Annotated in this window: 21 protein-coding genes; 10 read left to right on the top strand and 11 right to left on the bottom strand. The window is 60.9% G+C overall.

Annotated elements, in window-relative coordinates; translation table 11 throughout:
- Positions 1-93: 93 nt before the first annotated feature.
- Genes miaA through AC07YV_RS00870 form a run of 5 tightly spaced genes read right to left on the bottom strand, consistent with a single transcriptional unit; the run spans position 94 to position 6360 of the window.
- Positions 94-1065 (bottom strand): tRNA (adenosine(37)-N6)-dimethylallyltransferase MiaA, encoded by a 972-nt coding sequence (gene miaA / locus AC07YV_RS00890; protein ID WP_102698658.1) that lies wholly within the window; start codon positions 1063-1065, stop codon positions 94-96.
- On the bottom strand, positions 1065-2975 hold the full coding sequence (mutL, locus tag AC07YV_RS00885) for a DNA mismatch repair endonuclease MutL (RefSeq protein ID WP_007973255.1): 1911 nt from the start codon (positions 2973-2975) through the stop codon (positions 1065-1067). The genes miaA and mutL overlap by 1 nt, the downstream gene beginning before the upstream one ends.
- Positions 2972-4402 (bottom strand): N-acetylmuramoyl-L-alanine amidase, encoded by a 1431-nt coding sequence (locus AC07YV_RS00880; RefSeq protein WP_102698657.1) that lies wholly within the window; start codon positions 4400-4402, stop codon positions 2972-2974. The genes mutL and AC07YV_RS00880 overlap by 4 nt, the downstream gene beginning before the upstream one ends.
- Entirely contained in the window at positions 4403-4873 is a 471-nt protein-coding gene (gene tsaE, locus AC07YV_RS00875; protein ID WP_007973252.1) for a tRNA (adenosine(37)-N6)-threonylcarbamoyltransferase complex ATPase subunit type 1 TsaE, read from the bottom strand.
- Positions 4861-6360, bottom strand: coding sequence for an NAD(P)H-hydrate dehydratase (locus tag AC07YV_RS00870; RefSeq protein ID WP_102698656.1), 1500 nt, complete (start codon positions 6358-6360; stop codon positions 4861-4863). The genes tsaE and AC07YV_RS00870 overlap by 13 nt, the downstream gene beginning before the upstream one ends.
- Before the next feature lie 63 nt (positions 6361-6423).
- Here AC07YV_RS00870 and queG point away from each other — a divergent pair, with 63 nt between their 5' ends.
- Positions 6424-7488: a tRNA epoxyqueuosine(34) reductase QueG gene (gene queG, locus AC07YV_RS00865; protein WP_102698655.1), complete on the top strand. Its 1065-nt coding sequence runs from the start codon at positions 6424-6426 to the stop codon at positions 7486-7488.
- 14 nt (positions 7489-7502) lie between these two features.
- Here the strand turns inward: queG and AC07YV_RS00860 are convergent, their stop codons facing one another.
- Together AC07YV_RS00860 and orn are read right to left on the bottom strand one after the other, a co-directional pair.
- The gene (locus AC07YV_RS00860) at positions 7503-8114 is read right to left on the bottom strand and encodes a trimeric intracellular cation channel family protein (RefSeq protein WP_007973246.1); all 612 of its coding nucleotides are present in this window, start codon (positions 8112-8114) and stop codon (positions 7503-7505) included.
- 149 nt (positions 8115-8263) lie between these two features.
- Positions 8264-8806, bottom strand: a complete 543-nt coding sequence (gene orn / locus AC07YV_RS00855) for an oligoribonuclease (protein WP_007983969.1) — start codon at positions 8804-8806, stop codon at positions 8264-8266.
- A gap of 106 nt (positions 8807-8912) precedes the next feature.
- On the opposite strand from orn, the gene rsgA reads away from it, so the two are divergent.
- From rsgA to AC07YV_RS00830, 5 genes are all read left to right on the top strand, one after another.
- The gene (rsgA, locus tag AC07YV_RS00850; protein WP_007978809.1) at positions 8913-9944 is read left to right on the top strand and encodes a small ribosomal subunit biogenesis GTPase RsgA; all 1032 of its coding nucleotides are present in this window, start codon (positions 8913-8915) and stop codon (positions 9942-9944) included.
- Positions 9945-10142: 198 nt separating this feature from the next.
- A complete protein-coding gene (locus AC07YV_RS00845; RefSeq protein ID WP_007978807.1) occupies positions 10143-10550 on the top strand; it encodes a TIR domain-containing protein in 408 nt (135 codons plus the stop codon).
- A gap of 2 nt (positions 10551-10552) precedes the next feature.
- Complete coding sequence (locus tag AC07YV_RS00840) at positions 10553-11512, top strand: caspase family protein (protein WP_102698654.1); 960 nt, start codon at positions 10553-10555, stop codon at positions 11510-11512.
- A complete protein-coding gene (locus tag AC07YV_RS00835; RefSeq protein ID WP_102698653.1) occupies positions 11512-12003 on the top strand; it encodes a toll/interleukin-1 receptor domain-containing protein in 492 nt (163 codons plus the stop codon). The genes AC07YV_RS00840 and AC07YV_RS00835 overlap by 1 nt, the downstream gene beginning before the upstream one ends.
- Positions 12004-12540: 537 nt before the next feature.
- Positions 12541-12975 carry a hypothetical protein gene (locus tag AC07YV_RS00830; RefSeq protein WP_102698652.1) on the top strand — a complete coding sequence of 145 codons (435 nt, stop codon included), beginning with the start codon at positions 12541-12543 and terminating at the stop codon, positions 12973-12975.
- A 120-nt stretch (positions 12976-13095) separates the two neighbouring features.
- On the opposite strand, the gene motB is transcribed toward AC07YV_RS00830, so the two are convergent.
- The gene (motB, locus tag AC07YV_RS00825; protein WP_102698651.1) at positions 13096-14127 is read right to left on the bottom strand and encodes a flagellar motor protein MotB; all 1032 of its coding nucleotides are present in this window, start codon (positions 14125-14127) and stop codon (positions 13096-13098) included.
- Between the two features lie 3 nt (positions 14128-14130).
- Positions 14131-14982 (bottom strand): flagellar motor stator protein MotA, encoded by an 852-nt coding sequence (gene motA, locus AC07YV_RS00820; protein ID WP_046039800.1) that lies wholly within the window; start codon positions 14980-14982, stop codon positions 14131-14133.
- A 167-nt stretch (positions 14983-15149) separates the two neighbouring features.
- On the opposite strand from motA, the gene AC07YV_RS00815 reads away from it, so the two are divergent.
- The 3 genes from AC07YV_RS00815 to asd are packed head-to-tail and all read left to right on the top strand — an operon-like array spanning position 15150 to position 18425.
- Entirely contained in the window at positions 15150-16688 is a 1539-nt protein-coding gene (locus AC07YV_RS00815) for an HDOD domain-containing protein (protein ID WP_102698650.1), read from the top strand.
- A gap of 42 nt (positions 16689-16730) precedes the next feature.
- A complete protein-coding gene (locus AC07YV_RS00810; RefSeq protein ID WP_015093218.1) occupies positions 16731-17555 on the top strand; it encodes a rhodanese-like domain-containing protein in 825 nt (274 codons plus the stop codon).
- Between the two features lie 9 nt (positions 17556-17564).
- Positions 17565-18425, top strand: coding sequence for an archaetidylserine decarboxylase (gene asd, locus AC07YV_RS00805; RefSeq protein ID WP_008048034.1), 861 nt, complete (start codon positions 17565-17567; stop codon positions 18423-18425).
- Positions 18426-18547: 122 nt separating this feature from the next.
- On the opposite strand, the gene serB is transcribed toward asd, so the two are convergent.
- The gene (serB, locus tag AC07YV_RS00800; protein WP_007983950.1) at positions 18548-19762 is read right to left on the bottom strand and encodes a phosphoserine phosphatase SerB; all 1215 of its coding nucleotides are present in this window, start codon (positions 19760-19762) and stop codon (positions 18548-18550) included.
- Between the two features lie 135 nt (positions 19763-19897).
- Between serB and AC07YV_RS00795 the strand changes: the two genes are divergently transcribed.
- Positions 19898-21409 (top strand): AhpA/YtjB family protein, encoded by a 1512-nt coding sequence (locus AC07YV_RS00795; RefSeq protein ID WP_102698649.1) that lies wholly within the window; start codon positions 19898-19900, stop codon positions 21407-21409.
- Positions 21410-21660: 251 nt separating this feature from the next.
- Here AC07YV_RS00795 and AC07YV_RS00790 read toward each other — a convergent pair whose 3' ends face one another.
- Positions 21661-22374 (bottom strand): PqiC family protein, encoded by a 714-nt coding sequence (locus AC07YV_RS00790; RefSeq protein ID WP_102698648.1) that lies wholly within the window; start codon positions 22372-22374, stop codon positions 21661-21663.
- Positions 22375-22505: the final 131 nt, after the last annotated feature.

Raw genomic sequence — 22505 nt, 5'->3', positions numbered from 1 at the left:
GTGCCGCACTCCTTTAAGGATTCAATATAAAAAATAGGTAAACAGATGGCTTTAGCCGCCACACCCCCAAGGATAGACGGCAATTGCAAGGACTCAGCTCAATATGGAGATGGTCCCAAGGTATTTCAAGGCGCGCGGCAGATTGTCGCAATCCAGACTGTCCAGCCAATGCAGGTCAGTCCAACTGCGCAGCCAGGTGAACTGGCGCTTCGCCAATTGGCGCGTGGCAATGATTCCACGCTCCTGCATCTCGGCTGACGTCAGCTTGCCATCCAGGTAGTCCCAGACTTGGCGATAGCCTACTGCACGTATAGACGGCATCCCGGCATGCAGGTCACCTCTATTACGCAGGGCTACGACCTCGTCAATGAATCCCTGTTCCAACATTAAAGTGAATCTTTGTTTAATTCGCTCGTGCAGTACCTGGCGATTTGCCGGGGCAATAGCCAAGTTCGCGACAGTATAGGGCAATTGTTGCTGTCCCGAAGCGGCTGCTTCGGTACTTTGCACAGATTGTTGCAAGCGTAGCGCAGTCATGCTCTGACCGCTTACCCGATAAACTTCCAGCGCTCGACTCAGACGCTGCGGATCGTTCGGATGAATACGCGCGGCAGAAACCGGGTCGATCACTGCCAACTGGTCGTGCAGGGCTTGCCAGCCAAGGCGTGCAGCTTCTTCTTCGATCTGTGCGCGCACTTGCGGGTCGGCGGCCGGCATCTGCGCCAGGCCTTCAAGCAAAGCCTTGTAATAGAGCATCGTGCCGCCTACCAGCAGCGGAATTTTTCCGCGCGCGGTGATCTCGGCCATGGCTTCCAGGGCGTCACGGCGGAAATCCGCAGCCGAATAGCTCTCGGCCGGGTCGAGAATATCGATCAGACGGTGCGGATATTGCGCCAGCAGCTCTTTGGAAGGCTTGGCGGTGCCGATATCCATGCCACGATAGACCAGCGCCGAATCGACGCTGATCAACTCGCAAGGCAGGACTTTGGTGAGTTCGATGGCCAGGTCGGTCTTGCCGGCGGCGGTCGGGCCCATCAGGAAAATCGCAGGTGGGAGCTGGCTCATCAACGACCGCGCAAGAACAGTTTGTCCAGATCGTCCAGGCCCAGTTGGGTCCAGGTCGGTCGGCCATGGTTGCATTGACCGCTGCGCTCGGTGTTTTCCATGTCACGCAGCAGGGCATTCATTTCCGGCAGGGCCAGACGCCGGTTCGCCCGAACCGCACCGTGGCAGGCCATGGTCCCGAGTAACTCGTTCAGGTGCGCCTGAATGCGGTCGCTGGTGCCGAATTCCATCAGATCCGCCAGGACGTCCGCGACCAGCCGGTTGGCTTCGGCCTGTTTGAGCAGCGCCGGGATCTGTCGGATGGCCAGGGTTTCCGGGCCCAGGCGCTGCAACTCGAAGCCCAGGCGCTGGAACCAGGCGACATGTTCCTCGGCGCAATCGGCTTCACGCTGGCTCACGGCCAGGGACTCAGGCACCAGCAACGGCTGACCACTCAGGCCCTCGCTGGCCATCGCCACCTTCAGACGCTCATACATGATCCGCTCGTGGGCGGCATGCATGTCCACCAGCACCAGGCCCTGGGCGTTTTCCGAAAGGATGTAGATGCCCTTGAGCTGTGCCAGCGCATAACCCAGCGGCGGGATGTCGTCCTGCCCGGCCGGTAGCGCGACGGCATTGGCCTCGGGCAGCGGCGCAAAAAACTCGCGGTAGGCGGCCTGCGCTTCGGCGACAGGCACACCGGACTGCGGGCGCGGCGTGTATTGATACTGATAACCGGCGCCAGCACCCGAACCCGCCGGCGCATTGAACGAGGGCTGGGCCTGAGGCTGTTCCAGCAACGCATTGGCGGCCAGGCGCATTTCGCCCTGGGGCCCGAATTCACCGGCTTCGAGGCCGGTAGGCCGGACAATGGCCGTGGCAACCGGTGCCGCCAGATGATCATCGGGGCGCACATCGCCCAAGGCGCGATGCAAGGTGCCGTAGAGGAAATCGTGAACCATGCGCCCTTCGCGGAAGCGCACTTCGTGTTTGGTCGGGTGCACATTGACGTCGACGCCGGTCGGATCGACTTCGAAAAACAGCACGAAGGTCGGGTGCCGACCGTTGAACAGCACGTCGCGATAGGCCTGGCGTACCGCGTGGGCCACCAGCTTGTCGCGCACGGCACGGCCATTGACGAAGAAATACTGCAAGTCGGCCTGGCTGCGGTTGAAGGTCGGCAGGCCGACCCAGCCCCATAAGTGCAGGCCGTTGCGCTCGATTTCGATCGGCAGGGCCTGCTCCAGGAAGCCCGGCCCGCAAATCGCCGCCACGCGCCGGGCACGGGCCGCATCATCATGGGCCTCGTGCAGGCTGAGGATGGTCTTGCCGTTGTGGCGCAGATGGAACGCCACATCGAAGCGCGCCAGGGCCAGACGCCTGATCACTTCCTGCAGGTGATCGAATTCGGTTTTTTCGGTCTTGAGAAACTTGCGCCGCGCCGGGGTATTGAAGAACAGGTCGCGCACTTCAACCGAAGTGCCCACCGGATGCGCCGCAGGCTGCACGCGGGGCGCCATGTCACGGCCTTCGGTCTCGACCTGCCAGGCCTGATCGGCGTCACGGGTGCGGGAAGTCAGGGTCAGGCGCGCGACGGAGCTGATCGATGCCAGGGCCTCACCGCGAAAGCCCAGGCTCATGACCTGCTCGAGGTCTTCAAGGTTGCGGATCTTGCTGGTGGCGTGACGGGCCAGGGCCAGCGGCAGGTCATCGGCGGAAATGCCGCTACCGTCGTCGCGCACCCGCAGCAACTTGACGCCGCCCTGCTCCACATCGACGTCGATGCGCCTGGCACCGGAGTCGAGGCTGTTTTCCAGCAGCTCCTTGATCACCGATGCCGGGCGCTCAACCACCTCACCGGCAGCAATCTGGTTCGCCAGTCGCGGGCTGAGCAGCTCGATGCGCGCGCCGCTGTTCACGACCTGATTCATTCTTTGGCCGCCAGTTCAGTACCCGGAATGGTCAGGTGCTGACCGATCTTGAGCTCATCGCTCGACAGGTTGTTGGCACTGCGCAAGGCCGCGGGCGACACCTGATAACGCACGGCGATCATCGCCAGGGTCTCGCCCGGGTTGACGCGGTGGTCACGTGGCCCCTGGACAATCTTGCCGGAGTCGCGCAGCCAGGCAATGTAAGTGCCCGGCGGCGGGTTCTGCTGGAAGAACTGGCGCACGCCGCTGCTGATCGAACGCGCCAGCGCCTGCTGATGGTTCGATGCCGCGAGTTTCGAGGCTTCGTTGGCGTTGGAGATGAACCCGGTTTCCACCAGGATCGACGGAATATCCGGCGACTTCAGCACCATGAACCCGGCCTGTTCGACCCGCTGCTTGTGCAGAGGCGTGACCCGGCCAATGTTGCTCAGCACCTTCTGGCCAACGTTCAGGCTGGACGTCAGGGAGGCCGTCATCGACAGGTCGAGCAGCACGCCAGCGAGCATGCGGTCCTTGTCATCGAGGCTGACGTTGCCGGCACCACCGATCAGGTCGGAACGGTTTTCGCTGTCAGCCAGCCAGCGGGCGGTCTCGGAAGTTGCGCCGCGATCGGACAGGGCAAATACCGAGGCACCGAAAGCAGCAGCAGAAGGCGCGGCGTCGGCGTGGATCGAGACGAACAGGTCGGCGCCCTTCTTGCGGGCAATTTCGGTACGGCCGCGCAATGGAATGAAGTAGTCGCCGGTACGGGTCAGTTCGGCGCGGAAACCTTTCATGCCGTTGATCTGACGTTGCAATTCGCGGGCGATCTGCAACACCACGTCTTTCTCACGCTGACCACGAGAACCCGATGCGCCCGGGTCCTCGCCACCGTGTCCGGCATCGATCACCACAATGATGTCGCGCTTGCCGGCCGGGGCCGGTGGCAGCTTGATTGCAGGTTCGGCAGGCGTGACCGGCACGGCGGGCACCGTGGCGACCGACGGTGCCGGCGCTGGAGGAGGCGCGGCATCCGCGGCGTTATCGAACAGATCGACCACCAACCGGTTGCCGTACTGGGCGTTCGGCGCCAGGGAGAAGCTTTTTGGCGTCACCGCCTTTTTCAGGTCTATGACCACCCGCAGGTCGGTCGGCGTGCGTTGAGCCGAGCGCATGGCGGTAATCGGGGTGTTCGACGTGTTGACGTTGAGTGGCGCACCGAGGGTCGCACCATTGATGTCGATGACCAGGCGATCCGGCGCGGTCAGGGTAAACACGCTGTGTTGCACCGGGCCGGTCAGGTCAAACACCAGACGTGTGTTGTCCGGTGCCCGCCACAGACGAACACTGTTGACCTTCGAATCGGCCACAGCGTCGACGGTCACCGCCAGAAACAACACCCCTACGGCAGCAACCAACGCGCGAAAGCGCATACCTAACCCCATCATTTATTTGGATTCCAATGCCAAAGCGGCACACCAGGCCTCGCCACGCGAGCCCTGGGATAAAATTTTCAGCGAACGCCCGCTGTCTTGCGGGCTAATGGTAATGGTCAGGTCCGGCTTTGGCAAAAAGCCTGCACCTTTGTCGGGCCACTCGATCAGACACAGGGCATCGTCTTCGAAATAGTCGCGGATACCGAGGAACTCCAGCTCTTCCGGATCGACCAGACGGTACAAATCGAAATGGAAGGCGCGAATGTCGCCAATCTCGTAGGGTTCAACCAGGGTGAAGGTCGGACTTTTCACTGCCCCGACATGCCCCAGGCCGCGGATGATGCCTCGGGACAAGGTGGTTTTGCCCATCCCCAGGTTGCCCTCGAGGAAGATCAGGCCATGACCTTGGGTGATTCGGGCAATGCGTGCGCCAAAGTCGCTCATGGCCTGCTCATCGGCCAGGTACAGGGTTACTTCAGACACGGTGCTTGCTCCTCCAACAACTGACGAATGACTGGAATCAGATCACTGGCCGCCAGCCCGCGGCCGAATTTTCCTTGTTGCTCGCCGGCATTGGCGTGCAGCCAGACCGCCAGGCAGGCCGCGTCGAAGGGTTCCATGCCCTGGGCCAGCAATGCGCCGAGCAAACCGGCCAGTACATCGCCTAAACCGGCAGTAGCCATCGCCGGGTGGCCCTGATGACAGACGGCCAGCCGCCCGTCGGGACAGGTAACCAGGCTCCCGGCCCCCTTGAGCACCACGACCGCCGAATATTTCTTGCTCAATGCATGGGCCGCTGCCGGTCGGTCGGCTTGAACCTGCGCCGTACTCATTCCGAGCAAACGCGCCGCTTCACCCGGGTGCGGGGTGATCACGCAATCCCTGGGCAAACTCACACGCTCCTCGGCCAACAGGTTCAGCGCATCGGCGTCCCAGACCTGCGGCAACGCTGCGTTAGCGGCGACCGACAACAAACTGCGCCCCCACCCCGCCTGCCCCAGCCCCGGACCGACAACCAACACGGAAACCTTTTGCAGCAAATCCATCAACTGATTGGCCGAGGACGTGCCCAGCACCATCGCCTCGGGGATCCGCGCCAGTGCGGCCGCGACATGTTCGCTGCGGGTCGCCACCGACACCATGCCCGCACCGCTGCGCAGCGCACTTTGCGCGCTCAGCAGGATCGCGCCACCCAACCCGCGATCGCCGCCAATCAGCAACACATGACCGAATTTGCCTTTGTGGGAAGCCGGTGCCCGCGCCGCTGGACGCGGCAGGTTAGCTGCAGTCAGGCGACGGGCGGTGAAAGCAGCGCCTTCTATCAACCGGGGGTCTGCGTGCAAGTCGTTGAACAGCAGTTCGCCGACCACATCCGCCGCCTCGCCGGTGAACAATCCCAATTTCAAGCCGATGAAGGTCACTGTCAGGTCGGCCTGCACCGCCAGGCCGAGGATGCGACCGGTATCGGCGCACAGTCCTGAAGGAATATCCACCGCCGCGACCGGCAGCCCGCTCACATTGATCGCGGTGATGGCGCTGGCATACGGCTCACGCACCTCGCCACTCAGGCCGGTGCCGAGCAAAGCATCCAGGACGATGCCGCGCAATCCGGATTGTGCCGTCCAGGGCTCGATGAGCACTTTTTCAGAAACCGCCTCGGCATGGGCCAAGGCCGCGTCCCCCAGCAGACGCTGCGGATCTCCGACGGCCAACACCCGGACGGCCCATCCTGCACGCTGGGCCAACACGGCCACCAGATACCCGTCCCCGGCGTTGTTGCCATGGCCGGCGAGTACACTGAGTTCGTTCGCTGTCGGCCATTGCCGCACCAGCGCCCGCCACGTCGCCCGCGCCGCGCGCTGCATCAATTCGAAGCCCGGTGTGCCGGCGGCGATCAGGCTCGCGTCGAGTGCTCGCACTTGCGCGGCACTGTACAGTGCGTCGGGTAATTCATCTTTAGTGTGCGGCATGCGTCTTCGGACTCCGATGTCTGGCAGAATTATACGCACCTCAGCTCCGGTTTCTCTCGCATCATGCCCGCTATTACCACAGACCTGCCTGCCCTCGCCCAATCCATCAAGGACTGGGGCCGCGAGCTGGGCTTTCAGCAAGTCGGCATCAGCGGCCTCGACCTGGGCGAGCACGAGCAACACCTGGAGCGCTGGCTCGCCGCCGGCTACCACGGCGAGATGGACTACATGGGCGCCCATGGCAGTAAACGCTCACACCCGGAGGAGCTGGTGCCCGGCACTTTGCGCGTGGTTTCGCTGCGCATGGACTACCTGGCGGGCGACACCCACATGGCGAAAATGCTCGCCCAGCCGGAAAAAGCCTACGTCTCGCGCTACGCCCTGGGTCGTGATTACCACAAATTGATCCGCAAGCGCGTACAACAACTGGCGGACAAGATTCAGGAAGAAATCGGCCCGTTTGGTTTCCGTGCCTTTGTCGACAGTGCACCGGTGCTGGAAAAAGCCATCGCCGAACAGGCCGGCCTGGGCTGGATTGGCAAAAACACCCTGGTGTTGAATCGCAAGGCAGGCAGTTATTTCTTCCTCGCCGAGCTGTTCGTTGACTTGCCGCTGCCGGTAGACCCGCCCCACGCCACCGAACACTGCGGTCGCTGCAGTGCCTGCCTCGACATCTGTCCGACCAATGCTTTCGTCGGCCCTTACGTGCTGGATGCCCGGCGCTGCATTTCCTACCTGACCATCGAACTCAAAGGCGCGATCCCGCAAGACCTGCGGCCGCTGATCGGCAATCGGGTGTTCGGTTGCGATGATTGCCAGATTGTCTGCCCCTGGAACCGCTTCGCCCGCCCGTCCGGTGAAAGCGACTTCAAGCCGCGGCACAACCTGGACAACGCCGAACTGGCGGAACTGTTCATGTGGGATGAGGAGAAATTCCTGAGCAGCACCGAAGGCTCGCCGCTGCGTCGGACCGGTTACGAAAACTGGTTGCGCAACCTGGCGGTAGGCCTGGGCAATGCGCCTTCGACGATTCCGGTGCTGGAGGCGTTGAAAGCGCGGCGCGAGCATCCGTCCGAACTGGTTCGCGAACACGTCGAGTGGGCCTTGAAACAACACGGCCTCGCGTAGGGGGGATCGCGGCGTCAGGCTTCGTCGTTGTAGACGAACTTGGGCATTTCCCAGTGAAAACGAATCGCCAACAAGCGCAACAGGAAACCGCCGAACAGGGTGATCAGAATCGCCTGTTCTCCTGGCAAGTTCAGGTATAGACAGAGCATGTAGCACCACGCCGCCGCAAACGAGACGCTGGCATACAGCTCACGCCGGAAGATCAGCGGAATATCGTTGCAGAAAATGTCCCGCAGGATGCCGCCAAATACTCCGGTGATCACGCCGCTGACCGAGGCGACCAACATGCCATGGCCCATTTCCAGGGCAGTGATGCAGCCGATCAGGGTGAAAGCCACCAGCCCCATGGCATCGAGCACCAGAAACAGTGAGCGCAAATGCCGCATCCAGCGTGCCGTGAACACGGTAATCATCGCCGCAGCCGTGGTCAGCACCAGGTATTCCGGGTGTTTGACCCATGTCAGCGGGTAATGCCCGAGCAGCACATCGCGCACCGAACCGCCCCCCAGCGCCGTGACGCAAGCGATCAGCACCACGCCAAACCAGTCCATGCCACGACGCCCGGCAGATAGGGCGCCGGTCATGGCTTCGGCGGTGATGGCGATCAGGTAGAGCATCAGCAACATGGTGGCGGTCCTTGCGAAAAGGCGCGCAGTCTACCCACTTTCACAATTCCCATGTAGGAGCTGCCGCAGGCTGCGATCTTTTGATCCTGTCTTTCAAGAATCAAGATCAAGAGATCGCAGCCTGCGGCAGCTCCTGCAGGGGAGTCCGATCAGGCCTTGATGAAGTGCTTGCGGTAGTGCTGCAACTCGGCGATGGATTCGCGGATGTCGTCCAGCGCCAGGTGGGTGCTGCCCTTCTTGAAGCTGTCACGCACGTCCGGTGCCCAGCGCGCCGCCAGCTCTTTGAGCGTGGACACGTCGAGGTTGCGGTAGTGGAAATAGCTTTCCAGGGATTTCATGTGGGTATAAAGGAAGCGACGGTCCTGGCAGATGCTGTTGCCGCAGATCGGCGATTTGCCCTTCGGCACCCACTTTTCCAGGAAGGCGATGGTTTCGGCTTCGGCCTCGGCCATGCTGATACGGCTATCGCGAACCCGCTGGGTCAGCCCGGAACCGCCATGCTGACGGGTGTTCCACTCGTCCATGCCGGCGAGGATTTCGTCGCTGTGGTGAATGGCTATCACCGGGCCTTCGGCCAGGGTGTTCAGGTCACTGTCGGTGACAATGGTGGCCATTTCGATGATGACGTCGGTGTCAGGGTTCAGACCGGTCATTTCCAGGTCGATCCAGATCAGGTTCTGCGGATTTTGCATGTTCGGCTCCTAAGCAATGCTGCGCAGTTTAGCCTAGGCCGGTGGCCGGGCGTGCTAAACTCGCGGCCGTTTTACCTAATCGCTGCATTCTTTATACGGAACACCCATGGCCAAACGCCAACTCAATCGCCGCCAAAACTGGCGCATCGAAAAGATTCAGGGCGAACGCGCTGCCCGCGCCGCCAAACGCGAGTCCTCGGCTGTCGAGGCACTTGAGGGCGGCGATCTGGGCCCGGAACAGCACGGCCTGGTGATCGCGCACTTCGGTGTGCAGGTCGAGGTCGAGGCCCGCGACGGCGAGCTCGCCGGCCAGGTGTTCCGTTGCCACCTGCGCGCGAACCTGCCGGCGCTGGTGACCGGCGATCAGGTGGTGTGGCGCGCCGGCAACCAGGGCATCGGCGTGATCGTGGCGCAACTGCCGCGCAACACCGAGCTGTGCCGCCCGGACAGCCGTGGTCAGCTCAAGCCGGTGGCGGCCAACGTCGACATGATCGTCATCGTGTTTGCACCGCTGCCCGAGCCCCACGCCAACCTGATCGACCGCTACCTGGTGGCGGCCGAACATGCGGGCATCAAGCCGCTGCTGCTGCTGAACAAATTCGACCTGATCGACGAAAACAACGCCCCTGCGCTGAATGCCTTGCTCGCCGTATACCGCACCCTCGGTTACCCGGTGCTGGAAGTGTCGGCGCATCACGGTAACGGTATGGAACAATTGCAGACGCAACTGGACGGACGCATCAGCGTGTTCGTCGGCCAGTCCGGTGTCGGCAAGTCGTCGCTGGTCAACAGCCTGCTGCCGGATGTCGAGACCCGCGTCGGCCCGCTGTCCGAGCTGTCCGGCCAGGGCACCCACACCACCACTACCGCGCGGCTCTTCCACTTCCCCGGCGGCGGTGAGTTGATCGACTCCCCGGGTATCCGCGAATTCGGCCTGGGTCACGTCAGCCGTGCCGACGTCGAAGCCGGCTTCATCGAGTTCAACGACCTGCTGGGCACCTGCCGCTTCCGCGACTGCAAGCATGACCGCGAACCCGGTTGCGCCCTGCTCAAGGCCCTTGAGGATGGCCGCGTGCAGCAGCAACGGATGAACAGCTACCGCTCGATCATCGCCAGCCTGCCGGAAAACGGCTACTAAACAGACGTGCCGACCGCCCGGTTTTACGCGGGGTGGTCGGCGCCTGGAACTTCCCCCGCTTAAACATCAGACCTTTCTGTAAGACGTGCGCACGCTCGCTTGTAGGGCATTTCTCTTTCCGCGCCGACCTCTTGTAGCCGCCCTGTAATCGCCTAGTTTCAAACCCTCTTCGCACTCCAGCGACACCGAGGGACACCCATGCAAACCTACCATCTGTTCATCAGCCACTCGTGGAACTACTCCGACGCCCACGACAATCTCGTGCGCCTGCTCAACGCCAAGCCCGGCTTCACCTACAAGAATTTTTCGGTGCCACCGGACAACCCGATTGTCGGCGCGAAAACCGACAAACAACTTGAGGAGGCCATCGAAAACAAGATCCGCCCGTGTTCGGCGGTATTGATCATGGCCGGGATGTATTCCACCTACAGCAAGTGGATCAACAAGGAAATCGAGATCGCCAAGCGCATGGGCAAGGTGATCATTGCGATCAAGCCGTTCGGTGCCGAGCGGATTTCCACGGTGGTACGTGAGGCGGCACATGCCGAGTGTGCCTGGAACACCAACAGCATCATCAGCGCAATTCGCCAGCATACGGCGGTGTAACCATGCGCAAGGGACTGTTTATCGGCATCAACGACTACACCCACGTTTCGCGCCTGAGCGGTTGCAGCAATGACGCCATGGCCATGGCTTCCGTGCTGAAGACCGACGCCAATGGCGATCCGAACTTCAAGAACATCGTGCTGACCTCCGCCGAGGACTACCTGAGCCGGGAAAAGCTCGAAGACCAGATTCGCGAACTGTTTTCCGGGGACTGCAATGTCGCGCTGCTGTATTTCGCCGGCCACGGCAGCTTCGACACCGACACCGACGAAGGCATGTTGATCCCCCAGGATTACAAGAGCGCCAAGGACGGGATTCGCCTCAGCGACATTCTCAACTGGGCGAGCAAGGCCACGAAGATCAAAAACAAAGTGATCATCCTCGATTGCTGTCAGAGCGGCTCGGCCGGCGAACTGCGCGCCTTGCGCAGCGAGGGCAGTGTGGTCGGCGAAGGCATGACCATCCTGACCGCCTGTAAAAAGGAAGAGCCGGCGATGGAGGGCGCGCAACACGGCGTGTTCACTGGACTGTTGCTCCAGGCCCTGCACGGCGGAGCAGCGAACATCCTGGGCAAGATCACACCCGGCAGCCTCTATTCGTTTGTCGACAACGCCCTCGACGCCTGGGAACAGCGCCCGGTGTTCAAGACCAACGTCTCGCAGTTCATTTCCCTGCGCGAAGTGTCGCCGCTGATCCCCAAGGAGATCCTGCGCAAACTCCCCGAATGGTTTGCCGAAGCGGAGTCGGTGTACCCCCTCGCCCCCAGCTTTGAGCCCACCGAACCTGAATTCAACCCGGAACACGGCGACGTCTTCGCCCAGTTGCAAAAGTGCAACCGCCACAGCCTCATCGAACCGGTGGACGCCGAGCATATGTACTACGCCGCCATCCACTCCACCGGCTGCCGCCTCACCGCCCTCGGCGCCTACTACCGCGAACTCGCGATCAAGGGACATTTCTGATGCCAGTGTTTATCAGCTACCGCCACATGGACCGCGCCTACGCGATCAACATCAACACCCGCCTGCTGCAGGCGAACATCAAGACCTACCTGGATGTGCTGGACCCCGAATCCCAGACCACCGACGACATCACCGGCGTGATCACCCGCAACATTAGTGAATGCACGCACCTGCTGGCAGTAGTCTCGGAGAAAACCGCGCTGTCCTGGTGGGTGCCGTTCGAAATCGGCGAGGCGACCATCACCCACCGACGCATCTGCTCGTTCAAGACCGGCCCGACCGAGCTGCCGCTGTACCTGGACAAATGGCCGAAGCTGACCAGCGACCGGGACATCGACTTCTTTATCGATGCCTATCGCAACGAAACGACGCTCAAGCGCTCGATGTCACTGGAATCGGTGACCGGCAGCGAGTCGGTGCGCAGCGTCAACAAATCCAATGCGGATCGCTTTCACGCCGAGCTCAAGTCCCGAATCATCCGTGGGTTCTGACGTCACTCTGCTCCCCGATCCGTCCTCTTGACCGGTCGGGGTTTCTCTCACCCATCATCTGTAGGAGCGAGCTTACTCGCGATGGACCCATAGGCAGCGCTTTTACCACGCTTATACGCGTCATCGTTAACTGAAGTTGATTGCTAGAGAGTCGCTTGAGAAACCAACAATCAATCGACTGACTTAAAAGAAAAAACCTATCGTCAGATATGGGGTTTTTCCGCTCTTGCAAAACCAATTATTACTCCACGCCCAATTGGCGAACACACTTTCAGCACATTGCATGCCCCACCAACATCACTGAAAACCAGCAAACACCTCTCTGTTTATCGCCCTTCGATCTAAAGAACTGTTAACTATAACAGTAGATAAAGGAAAACAGCTCACCGACTATATCAGCAGAGGAATGCTGAGAACTTGAGAGGTCTGGGTGAATGAATTAACCCAGCTATTCATCGCGTTGTTTCTTCGTTGGCTACCAGCTTGGCTGCTTGAGTGGAGGCAGCCTGCCTAACAATCTCAACACGAGAAACTCATATGAACGTTAAAGATTTCGATAAGAAGTACAATGCGAAAAAAATGGACGGAGCGGTCCGTGCGTCAATGAAATTGGAGAATTTAGAAAAGCCATTCGACTTTCATTCTTTGTATGGCAGCCTCAGCTCCGAGCTCCGCTACATTAATGCTACATCCACGGACGGATATTTAATTTTATTTTTTATCCCGATTAGCTGGGGCAAAGGCAGCCATGTTTTAGAACCTCACTCAGAGGTTATTAAATTTGAGCCAGGCAAGGAAATCCCACCCGAAAGATTGTGGTATGCCCAGCGGGGGAAAATATCGATTACAGACAGTACCGATAACAACTTTCAAGGCACGTTTGTTTGTTATGAAAGTTCCGACACCACTAAGGAGAGGCCCGCATTAACAGAAGGAAAATTCAGGATCAACTTCAATTCAGCCGATAAATAGCCTGAATATTTTATAGCGTCCGCACTCACCCAAGCATCGCACCCAGCTGCAAAAATGCCCGTATCGCTAGATACGGGCATTTTGTCGTTACGCGAGATCCATGACAGGGAAATCAGGGCGTCACGGCCGGGCGCCAGACTCACCCGGCTTCGGCGCTGGATCATCGAACAGGTTCAACCGTTCGCGCAGTTCGTGAGCCGGCAGCGGTTCCTTGTCCGCCGGCAACGCATTTGGATCGACCGGTGTGGCCGGCGCGCCGTCCGGAGCAGTCGAACCTTGCGGTGCATCGGGAGCTGGCTCCGCGCCTTGCGAACCTTCGATGGCACGCTGGGCTTTCTTGGTCAGCACCACGATGTCGATACGGCGGTTGACCGGGTTGAACGGATGCTCGCGATCAAACAACGCCGACGAGGCATAACCGACCACGCGCGCCACCTGTGCATCCGGATAGCTGCCCGCCACCAGCGCACGCCGTGCGGCGTTGGCACGGTTGGCCGAGAGTTCCCAGTTACCGAAATCACCGGTGCCGGTGTACGGCTTGGCATCGGTGTGACCGCTGATGCTGATCTTGTTCGGCACCGCCTTGATGGTGTCGGCCATGGCCAGCAGGATGTCTTCGAAATACGGCTTCAAGCGAGCTGAGCCCGAGTCGAACATCGGGCGGTTTTCCGCGTCCATGATCTGGATACGCAGGCCGTCCGGGGTAATTTCGAACAGGATCTGGTCCTTGAACTTCTGCAACTGCGGATTCTCATCAACTTTGTTCTGCAGTTCTTGCAGCAACAGTTCGAGACGTTCCTTTTCGACCTGCTCGGCCATGCCTTCGACCTGGTCGGTATCGATGGTGACCTTGTCCGGCTGCGGCTGGGACTTCACCTCAGGGTTGAGGGTGTTTTCCGGCGCCAGGGTCGGCGTGCCGCCCAGATCGATGATGTAGGGCGTGCCGCTTTCGGAAAAGCCGATCGGGTCCTTGAAGTAACCGGCGATGGCGATCTTCTGTTCCGGCGTGGCGGTGGACAGCAGCCACAACACCAGGAAGAACGCCATCATCGCCGTGGCGAAGTCGGCGAAGGCGATTTTCCAGGCGCCCCCGTGATGCCCGCCGGCGTAGCGCTTGACGCGCTTGATGATTATCGGCTGGTTATTTTCCATTTCTTAACGACCACGAACCGCTTGTTCCAGCTCGGCGAAGCTTGGACGGTGCGCCGGGTACAGAACCTTGCGCCCGAACTCAACGGCCAGCGATGGCGGCATGCCGGAAGCCGAAGCCACCAGCGAGGCCTTGATGGCTTCGTAGACGTTCAGCTCTTCCTTGGCATCGTGGGCCAGGGAATGGGCCAGCGGGCCGAAGAAGCCGTAGGCGGCGAGAATACCGAAGAAGGTACCGACCAGTGCCGCACCCACGTGCAGGCCGATGGACTTCTGGTCGCCCTCACCCAGCGAAGCCATGGTCACCACGATACCCAGTACCGCCGCGACGATACCGAAACCGGGCATGGCGTCGGCGATGCCGTTGACCGCGTGAGATGGGTGCTCCAGGTCTTCCTTGAGGCTGAACAGTTCCATGTCGAACAAGCCTTCCAGCTCGTGTGGGGCCATGTTGCCGGAGGACATGATGCGCAGGTAATCACAGATGAACGCGGTCATGCGCTCGTCCTTGAGGACCGTCGGGTACTTGGCGAAGATCGGGCTCGCGGCGGCATCTTCGATGTCGCCTTCGATGGCCATCATGCCTTCGCGGCGGCTCTTGTTGAGGATCTCGTAGATCAGGCCCAGCACTTCAAGGTAAAAGGCGTGGTTGAAACGCGAGCTGAACATGCCCAGGGACTTCTTGAGCACGTGCATCGTCATGTAGCCGGGGTTGGCCTGCAAGAATGCGCCGAGGGCTGCACCGCCAATAATCATGACCTCGAAAGGCTGGATCAGGGCGGCAATCTTGCCGTGGGAAAGCACGTATCCGCCGAGCACGCTCGCGAATACGACGATGATGCCGATAATTTTAGCCATAGGTTAGGAGAGCACTTACTGAGTCGGGTTCAAGGTCATATTCGGAAGTTAAAAAATCTCTTCTTCTACTTATCGGCAAAACTGCGCCAGACTATAGCCAGTTCAGGCGAAAAGCTAATTTGACCCCTTCCGGGCACAGGTATTGTTGACGATGATCGCCTCCCACCATGGTTAACGAAACGAACGTTCCAACACCAAAACCAACGACGCTCGAAGGCTGGGTCAAGCTGCTCGATGGCGTGCGCTTGCCGGTTCCGCAAGCCAGCCACGACCGGGTCTGCAAGGCCATCCGCGACAATCGCAGCTCGCTGCGCGATATCGCCGACCTCATGCAAGGCAGCCCCGCCCTGGCCTTGAGCGTGATTCGCGAAGCCAACCGGCACACTCACGGCGGCATGACCGAGCCGGCGGAAAACCTCGAGATCGCGATCAATCGCCTCGGCCTGAAACGCACCGAAGAATTGCTCGCGCGGCTGCCCGCTGAACCCCAGTCCGAAATCCCCAAAGCCTTGCGTCAGCTGCAGATGATCAGCCAGCACGCCACGCAACAGGCCAATGGTTTTTTTGCCAGTCGCCTGGCGCGCCTGTGGCAGGACATCCACTGGGGCAGCCTGCTGTTTCTTTCGCCCCTGTGGCCTTTGGCGCTGACCCATCCAAAACTGCTCGAAGACTGGGAACTGCGAGTCATCCATAAAGGTGAGTCGGCACGTAAAGTCGAAAAGCAATTGTTTGGCGTACGCCTGCTGGACATCGGCCAGGCGCTGGTGGAGGTCTGGCGCTTGCCGATCTGGGTGCAACAGGGCTATCGCCTGTTGCTCACCGAGCAGCGGGAGCTGGTGAAAGTCCTGCGCATCGCCCGTGACAGCGAGCACCCGTTGCGCCAGCAGAACCGCCTCGATGACGATCCGACCCTGCGCCGCTGGCTCAATCAACCGGCCAATACGGTGCTGCTGGCCAACGGGCTGGCGCTGTCGGCACAACACGCCTGGGACAGCCCGCACAGTGAACGCTGGCAGTACCTGACCAGCCTTTACCTGCAAATGCCGATGGATGAGGTGCAACAACAACTGCACCAGCAAGCCGCCAACAGCGCGCGCCATCACGCCATGCCCGACCTCTGGCACCCCGCCGAATCGCTGATCTGGCCGTGGGGCATGAACCGTATCCACGCCGGACTGCTGCCGGCCGCGGCCCCCACTGCCGAAGATCTGGCGAAATGGCGCAAGCAATGCGCCGAATTGCTGGCCGAGCCGAGTCGTTTCACCAACGCCATGCACTTGACCATCGCCGCCCGGGACGCCCTTGCAGCCTGCGGCATGCGTCGGGTGATGATCCTGATGGCCGACCGTACCCATGCCAACCTGCGCGTACACCAGACGGCCGGCCTGCCGAAGGAAACGGCCGGGCTGAACTTCGTGGTGAGCCAGAGCAACGTATTGCAACGCCTGCTCGCGCAACAGGCCCAGGTCCGCCTGACACCGGCCAACAACGCGCAATTCTCGGCCCTGCTGCCCCACAGCCTGCGCTCACAGTTCAGCGGCGAACACCTGCTGCTGCGCTCGCTGGTCAACAATGGCCGGGTGATCATGATCGTCGTGGCGGATCAGGGCGGCGGGCCGTTTTCGGAAGTTTCCGTACAGGCCTTCGGCAAAACCGCGCAGTGCATCGAAAAAGCCCTTCACAGCTTTAGCCACCGTGGCCAATAAGGCTGCGCTACAATCCTCCCTTTTGTGCTCTGGAGACCTCACATGTCTGACTTCTCTGGCTTGCCGCTGGTGATCGAGCCGAGCGACTTGCTCCCTCGCCTCGATGCCCGCGAACTGATTCTGGTGGACTTGACCAGTCCCGCCCGCTACGCCGAGGGACACATTCCCGGCGCGCGTTTTGTCGATCCGAAACGCACGCAACTGGGGCAGGCCCCCGCCCCTGGACTGATGCCCCCGCAGGCAGCACTCGAAACGCTGTTTGGCGAGCTGGGACACAATCCCGATGCGGTCTACGTGGTGTATGACGACGAAGGCGGCGGTTGGGCCGGACGCTTTATCTGGCTGCTGGATGTCATCGGCCACAGCAAGTACCACTATGTCGACGGCGGCCTGACGGCCTGGCTGGCAGAAGGCTTGCCCATGTCGATCCAGATCCCGCCAGCCGTGGGCGGCCCGGTTTCTCTGACCCTGCACGATGAACCCACCGCCACCCGTGAATACCTGCAAAGCCGCCTCGGTGCCGCCGACCTGGCCATCTGGGACGCACGTGGGCCGCTGGAGTATTCCGGCGAGAAGGTCCTGGCGGCCAAGGGCGGGCACATTCCCGGCGCGGTCAATTTCGAATGGACCGCCGGCATGGATCGGGCACGCCAGTTGCGCATCCGCACCGACATGCCGCAGATCCTCGAACAACTCGGGATCAGCAAAGACAAAGAAGTGATTACCCACTGCCAGACCCACCACCGTTCTGGCTTCACCTATCTGGTGGCCAAGGCTCTCGGTTATCCGCGGGTCAAGGGCTACGCCGGCTCCTGGGGCGAATGGGGCAACCATCCCGATACCCCGGTAGAAATTCAAGATTTTTAAGGACTGTTAATGAACAAGCGTCTGTTTCTCCTCGGCCAGTACCTGCTGCCCCACAACTTGCTCTCGCGACTGGCCGGCTGCATCGCCGAATGCCGCGTGCGCTGGTTCAAGAATGCCTTTACCGCCTGGTTCGCCAAGCGCTATCAAGTCGACATGTCCCAAGCGCTGGTCGAAGACCTGACTGCCTACGAGCACTTCAACGCGTTCTTCACCCGCGCACTGAAAGACGGTGCCCGTCCGCTGGACGAAACGCCGGGCGCGATCCTCAGCCCGGCCGACGGCGCGATCAGCCAGCTCGGCCCGATCGAGCACGGTCGTGTATTCCAGGCCAAGGGCCACAGCTTCAGCGTGCTGGAACTGTTGGGTGGCGATGCGGCGAACGCTGCGCCGTTCATGGGCGGTGACTTCGCGACCATCTACCTGTCGCCGAAGGACTACCACCGCGTGCACATGCCGCTGGCCGGCACCCTGCGCGAGATGGTCTACATCCCGGGTCGTCTGTTCTCGGTCAACCAGACCACCGCTGAAAACGTTCCGGAACTGTTCGCCCGCAACGAGCGCGTGGCGTGCATTTTCGACACCGAGCGCGGGCCGATGGCCGTGGTGCTGGTGGGTGCAATGATCGTGGCTTCGATTGAAACCGTCTGGGCCGGCCTGGTCACGCCGCCGAAGCGCGAGCTGAAAACCTTCCGCTACGACGAAGCCGCACGCGCGCCAATTCATCTGGAAAAAGGTGCGGAACTGGGTCGCTTCAAGCTGGGTTCGACCGCCGTCGTGCTGTTCGGGCCGGATCAGGTGAAGTGGGCTGAGGAGATGACTGCCGGTACAGCGGTGCAGATGGGTCAGGGCATGGGTTCGCCAAAGGCCTAAGGACCAAACTGTACCCCTGTGGGAGCGGGCTTGCTCGCGAAAGCGGACTTACAGTCAACATAGATGTTGAATGTGATGACGCCTTCGCGAGCAAGCCCGCTCCCACATTTGTATCGGGTATATCAGAGCTGGCCGTCGCGATCGCGGAAGCCCAGCAGGTACAGCACGCCATCCAGGCCCAGCGTCGAAATGGCCTGCTTGGCCGACTGCTTGACCAGCGGCTTGGCGCGGAACGCCACGCCCAACCCGGCAATCGCCAGCATCGGCAGATCGTTGGCACCGTCGCCGACCGCAATGGTCTGCTCCAGGCGCAAGCCTTCCTTGTGTGCCAGTTCCCTCAGCAAATCCGCCTTGCGCTGCGCATCGACAATCGGCTCGACCGCCACGCCAGTGACTTTGCCGTCGACCACTTCCAGTTCGTTGGCAAACACATAGTCGATACCCAGCTTGGCCTGCAATTGCTTGGCGAAGTAGGTGAAGCCGCCCGACAGGATCGCGGTCTTGTAGCCCAGGCGCTTGAGTTCGGCGAACAGGGTTTCGGCCCCTTCGGTCAGGCGCAACGAGGCACCGATGGAGTCCAGCACGCCAACGTCCAGACCTTTGAGCAAGGCCAGGCGCTCCTTGAAGCTGGCGCGGAAATCCAGTTCGCCGGCCATCGCCCGCTCAGTGATTTCCGAAACCTTGTCACCCACGCCAGCCGCCTTGGCCAGCTCGTCGATCACTTCGGCTTCGATCAGGGTCGAGTCCATGTCGAACACCGCCAGGCGACGGTTGCGACGGAACAGCGAATCTTCCTGGAAGGCGATGTCGACGTTCAGTTCCTGGGCGACGCTGAGGAATTCGGCCCGCAGCGCCTGCGGATCAGCCGCCTCGCCACGCACGGAAAACTCGATGCAACCCTTGCCCTTGTCGGCCGGCGTGTCCAGTGGCATGCGCCCGGACAGACGATCGATGTGGTCAATGTTCAGACCATATTTGGCGGTGATCGAACTCACGGCCTGCAACTGCCCGGCTGTCACCTTGCGGGTCAACAGGGTCACGATGTGGCGCTTTTTGCCCTGGTTGCCGACCCACTGCTGGTAATCCTGCTCGGACACCGGCGTGAAACGCACCTGTTGATCGAGCTCGTAGCCCTTGAACAGGATGTCCTTGAGCACGGACTTGCCTTGCTCGGTGTCGGGAATTTCAACCAGGATGCCGAACGACAAGGTGTCGTGAATCACCGCCTGACCGATGTCGAGAATGTTCACACCACCCTGGGCCAGAACGCCGGTAATGGCCGCAGTCAGACCCGGACGGTCGACTCCCGTGATGTTTATCAGGACGATTTCGCGCAAGGCGCACCCCCGCAGGTGGAAAAAAACCGCATTCTACCCACTTTCGGTGACCATCGGGCACCGTGAGCGCTTTGACGGTCTAGGGCCTGTCGCTATACTGCGCGTCAACTTCACGGACAAAAGAGCCGAGCTCAAGTGAACCGGCCCACGCCAGTAAAAACCGATAACTTCTTCCTGCTGATCTTCCGGGCACTGCGCCACCGCCGTGTACCGATTGCATTGCGCATCGCCAGCCATAACGTGATCCTGGTCGCCCTGGCCCTGGTCATCTATGCCGGTGTGATGGGCCTGCAGTTCAAGCAGGCCATGCACGAGCAGGCGGATGCGCTGGGCGAAAGCCTGACGACGCAGACGGCCACTTCGGCCACGGAGCTGTTGGTGTCCAACGACATCCTCAGCCTCAATGTGCTGCTCAATAACCTGACCAAGAACAAGCTGGTGGCCCACGCCGCCATCTACAGTCCGGACAACCGCATCCTTGCCGAATCCGGCCAGCGTCCCAAGCATGGCCTGCTGGGCGAGGCCGAAGGCATGTACCAGAGCAAGATCACCTTCCAGGACGTGACCGCCGGGCAATTGCGTATCAGCCTGGACATGGACCAGTTCCAGCAGCCGATGACCATCAGCCTGCAAAGTATGGGCATCCTCAGCGCCATCCTGCTGGCCCTGTCCCTGGCCCTGAGCCTGCGCATGGGGCGTTATCTCTCGACGCCACTGCTGCAATTGCGGGTATGGCTGCGCAATATCGATGAATACACCCCGGCCACCGACCGCCAGGACGAAATCGGCGACCTGGCGCGCCAGCTGCACGCCAACTTCGCCCCGGAGCCTGCCCCTGTGCCGGAACCGGAATTCGACGACGTCGATGACGAGGCCGACCCGGCCTTCGAAGTCCGCAACCTGCGCGATCCGAGTTTCGACGAGAGCCGCCCGGTAGCGGCGCTCAAGCCAGTGCCACGGCAGATCGTCAGCACCGTCGAAGACGACGATGACGAAGACCCGTTCGCCGATCTGCGCGACGAGTCGCTGGACAGCCCCCCGCAACCGGTGATTCGCAAGGCCACGCCGAGCGTGCCGCAACACAGCGCGGTACTGGCGGTGCAACTGGGTTCCCAGGAGCAACTGCGACGCCTGCCGCGGGCACGCCTTGAAGAACTGCTGGAGCGCTATCGCGATTGCCTCGACCAGGCCGCATCGCTGTATCAAGGCGAAGTGGAGACCTTGAACGATGGCAGCACGCTGATGCTGTTCCACACCGAAGACAGCGGCGACGATTACCTGACCAACGCCATTTGCTGTGGCGAGCTGCTACGGGCCCTGGGCCACCAGCTGCAGATCGAAGTCGCGGACAGCGGCATCACCCTGCAATTGCAGCTGGGCCTGACCCTCGGCGACGAACTGTTCGGCCTGAGCCAGATCGACCTGCTGCTGACCGACTCCGCCCAGGACGCCCTGGCCCTGTCGCAGCACAGCCGCAACCTGCTGCTGGTGGAGCGTAAGATCAGTGACGACGCGTTGATCCGTCAGCGCGCACGGATCCGCCCGATTGCCAGCCCTGAAGGTGCATGCTGCGTAGAGCGGTTGATGGAGCCGTATCCATCGATGCTTGAACGGCAACTGGCGCGGATGCACGAACGCCGGGCTTAAACCTTAGGCCCGGCCACAATGAAGCCCGCAGATGAGTGATCGTCTGCGGGCTTTTTTGTTGTCTGTGCTGACGCCTTCGCGGGCAAGCCCGCTCCCACAGGTTCAGGGGTGTTCACATAATTTGTGTACGACGCGGACACTGTGGGAGCTGGCTTGCCAGCGAAGAGGCCGGAACTGACGCCAGATATTTCCAACCTGCAGAAACAACAAAGCCCGCATCAATGCGGGCTTTGTTTCAAATCCATCCAGGCTTAGAAGCGAAACACTTCCATATCCGTACGAATAGGCGCAGCCATCGGGATCTTCGGCTGCTTTTCCTGTTCTACCGCAGGTGCAGGCGCCTTGGCTGGCGCTTTACGCGGGACTTCGGCGATCGGTGGCTGATTGGCCAGTGGCTTGAGCGCCACCGACAATTCCGAGGCCAGGCGTTGCAACAACACGCCCTGTGCCTGGACCTGAGCCGCCGTACTACCGGCATGCTGTTCCTGCAAATGGATGATGCGATTATCACGGACCTGCCCGCGACGGTCGATCAGGCGCCATTGCGCATCGAGGATCGCCGGTTGTTTTTCACCCGAATCCAGGCGTGTGATGGTCAGCAGCACCTGAACGTCCGGGGTGAACCCCAATGTTGCCGGGGCCAGCACTACGCGCTGGCTGTCCAGGTGACCTGCGACCTGACGCAGTAGCAACTGATCGATATCCGACGAAAGGCTGCCGGCCCAACGACCGTCGGTCGATGCTTGCAAGCTGCCATCCGGCTGACGCTGCAACAGGGTTTCGCGCTGCAGGTAGTCGGCCACGGTGACCGGGCCCAACAATACCGCCATGCCTGCGTTCTGTGCAGGCTGAACCGGGTTTCCGGCGTCCAGCTGATACAACGACACCGGTTGGTGAACGCTGCAACCCGCCAGGCCAAGAATGCCGGCGAGCATAAGAATAAAAGGAAGGCGCAGAGCAGTCATCGTCCCATCCAGGTGATCGCTAAAAGGCTGATCACAGTGAAAATACTCAACAAATATGAAGAACGCGCGGCAGTGCCGGCGCTTGAAAGGCCATATCATCCGTGAATATTCGTTCCGACTCCAGCGCAAAG

It is taken from the genome of Pseudomonas sp. GW456-E7 (genome assembly GCF_059424105.1).
The sequence above is the reverse complement of the archived record's forward strand: the minus strand, read 5'-3'. Positions and strand labels throughout refer to the sequence as shown.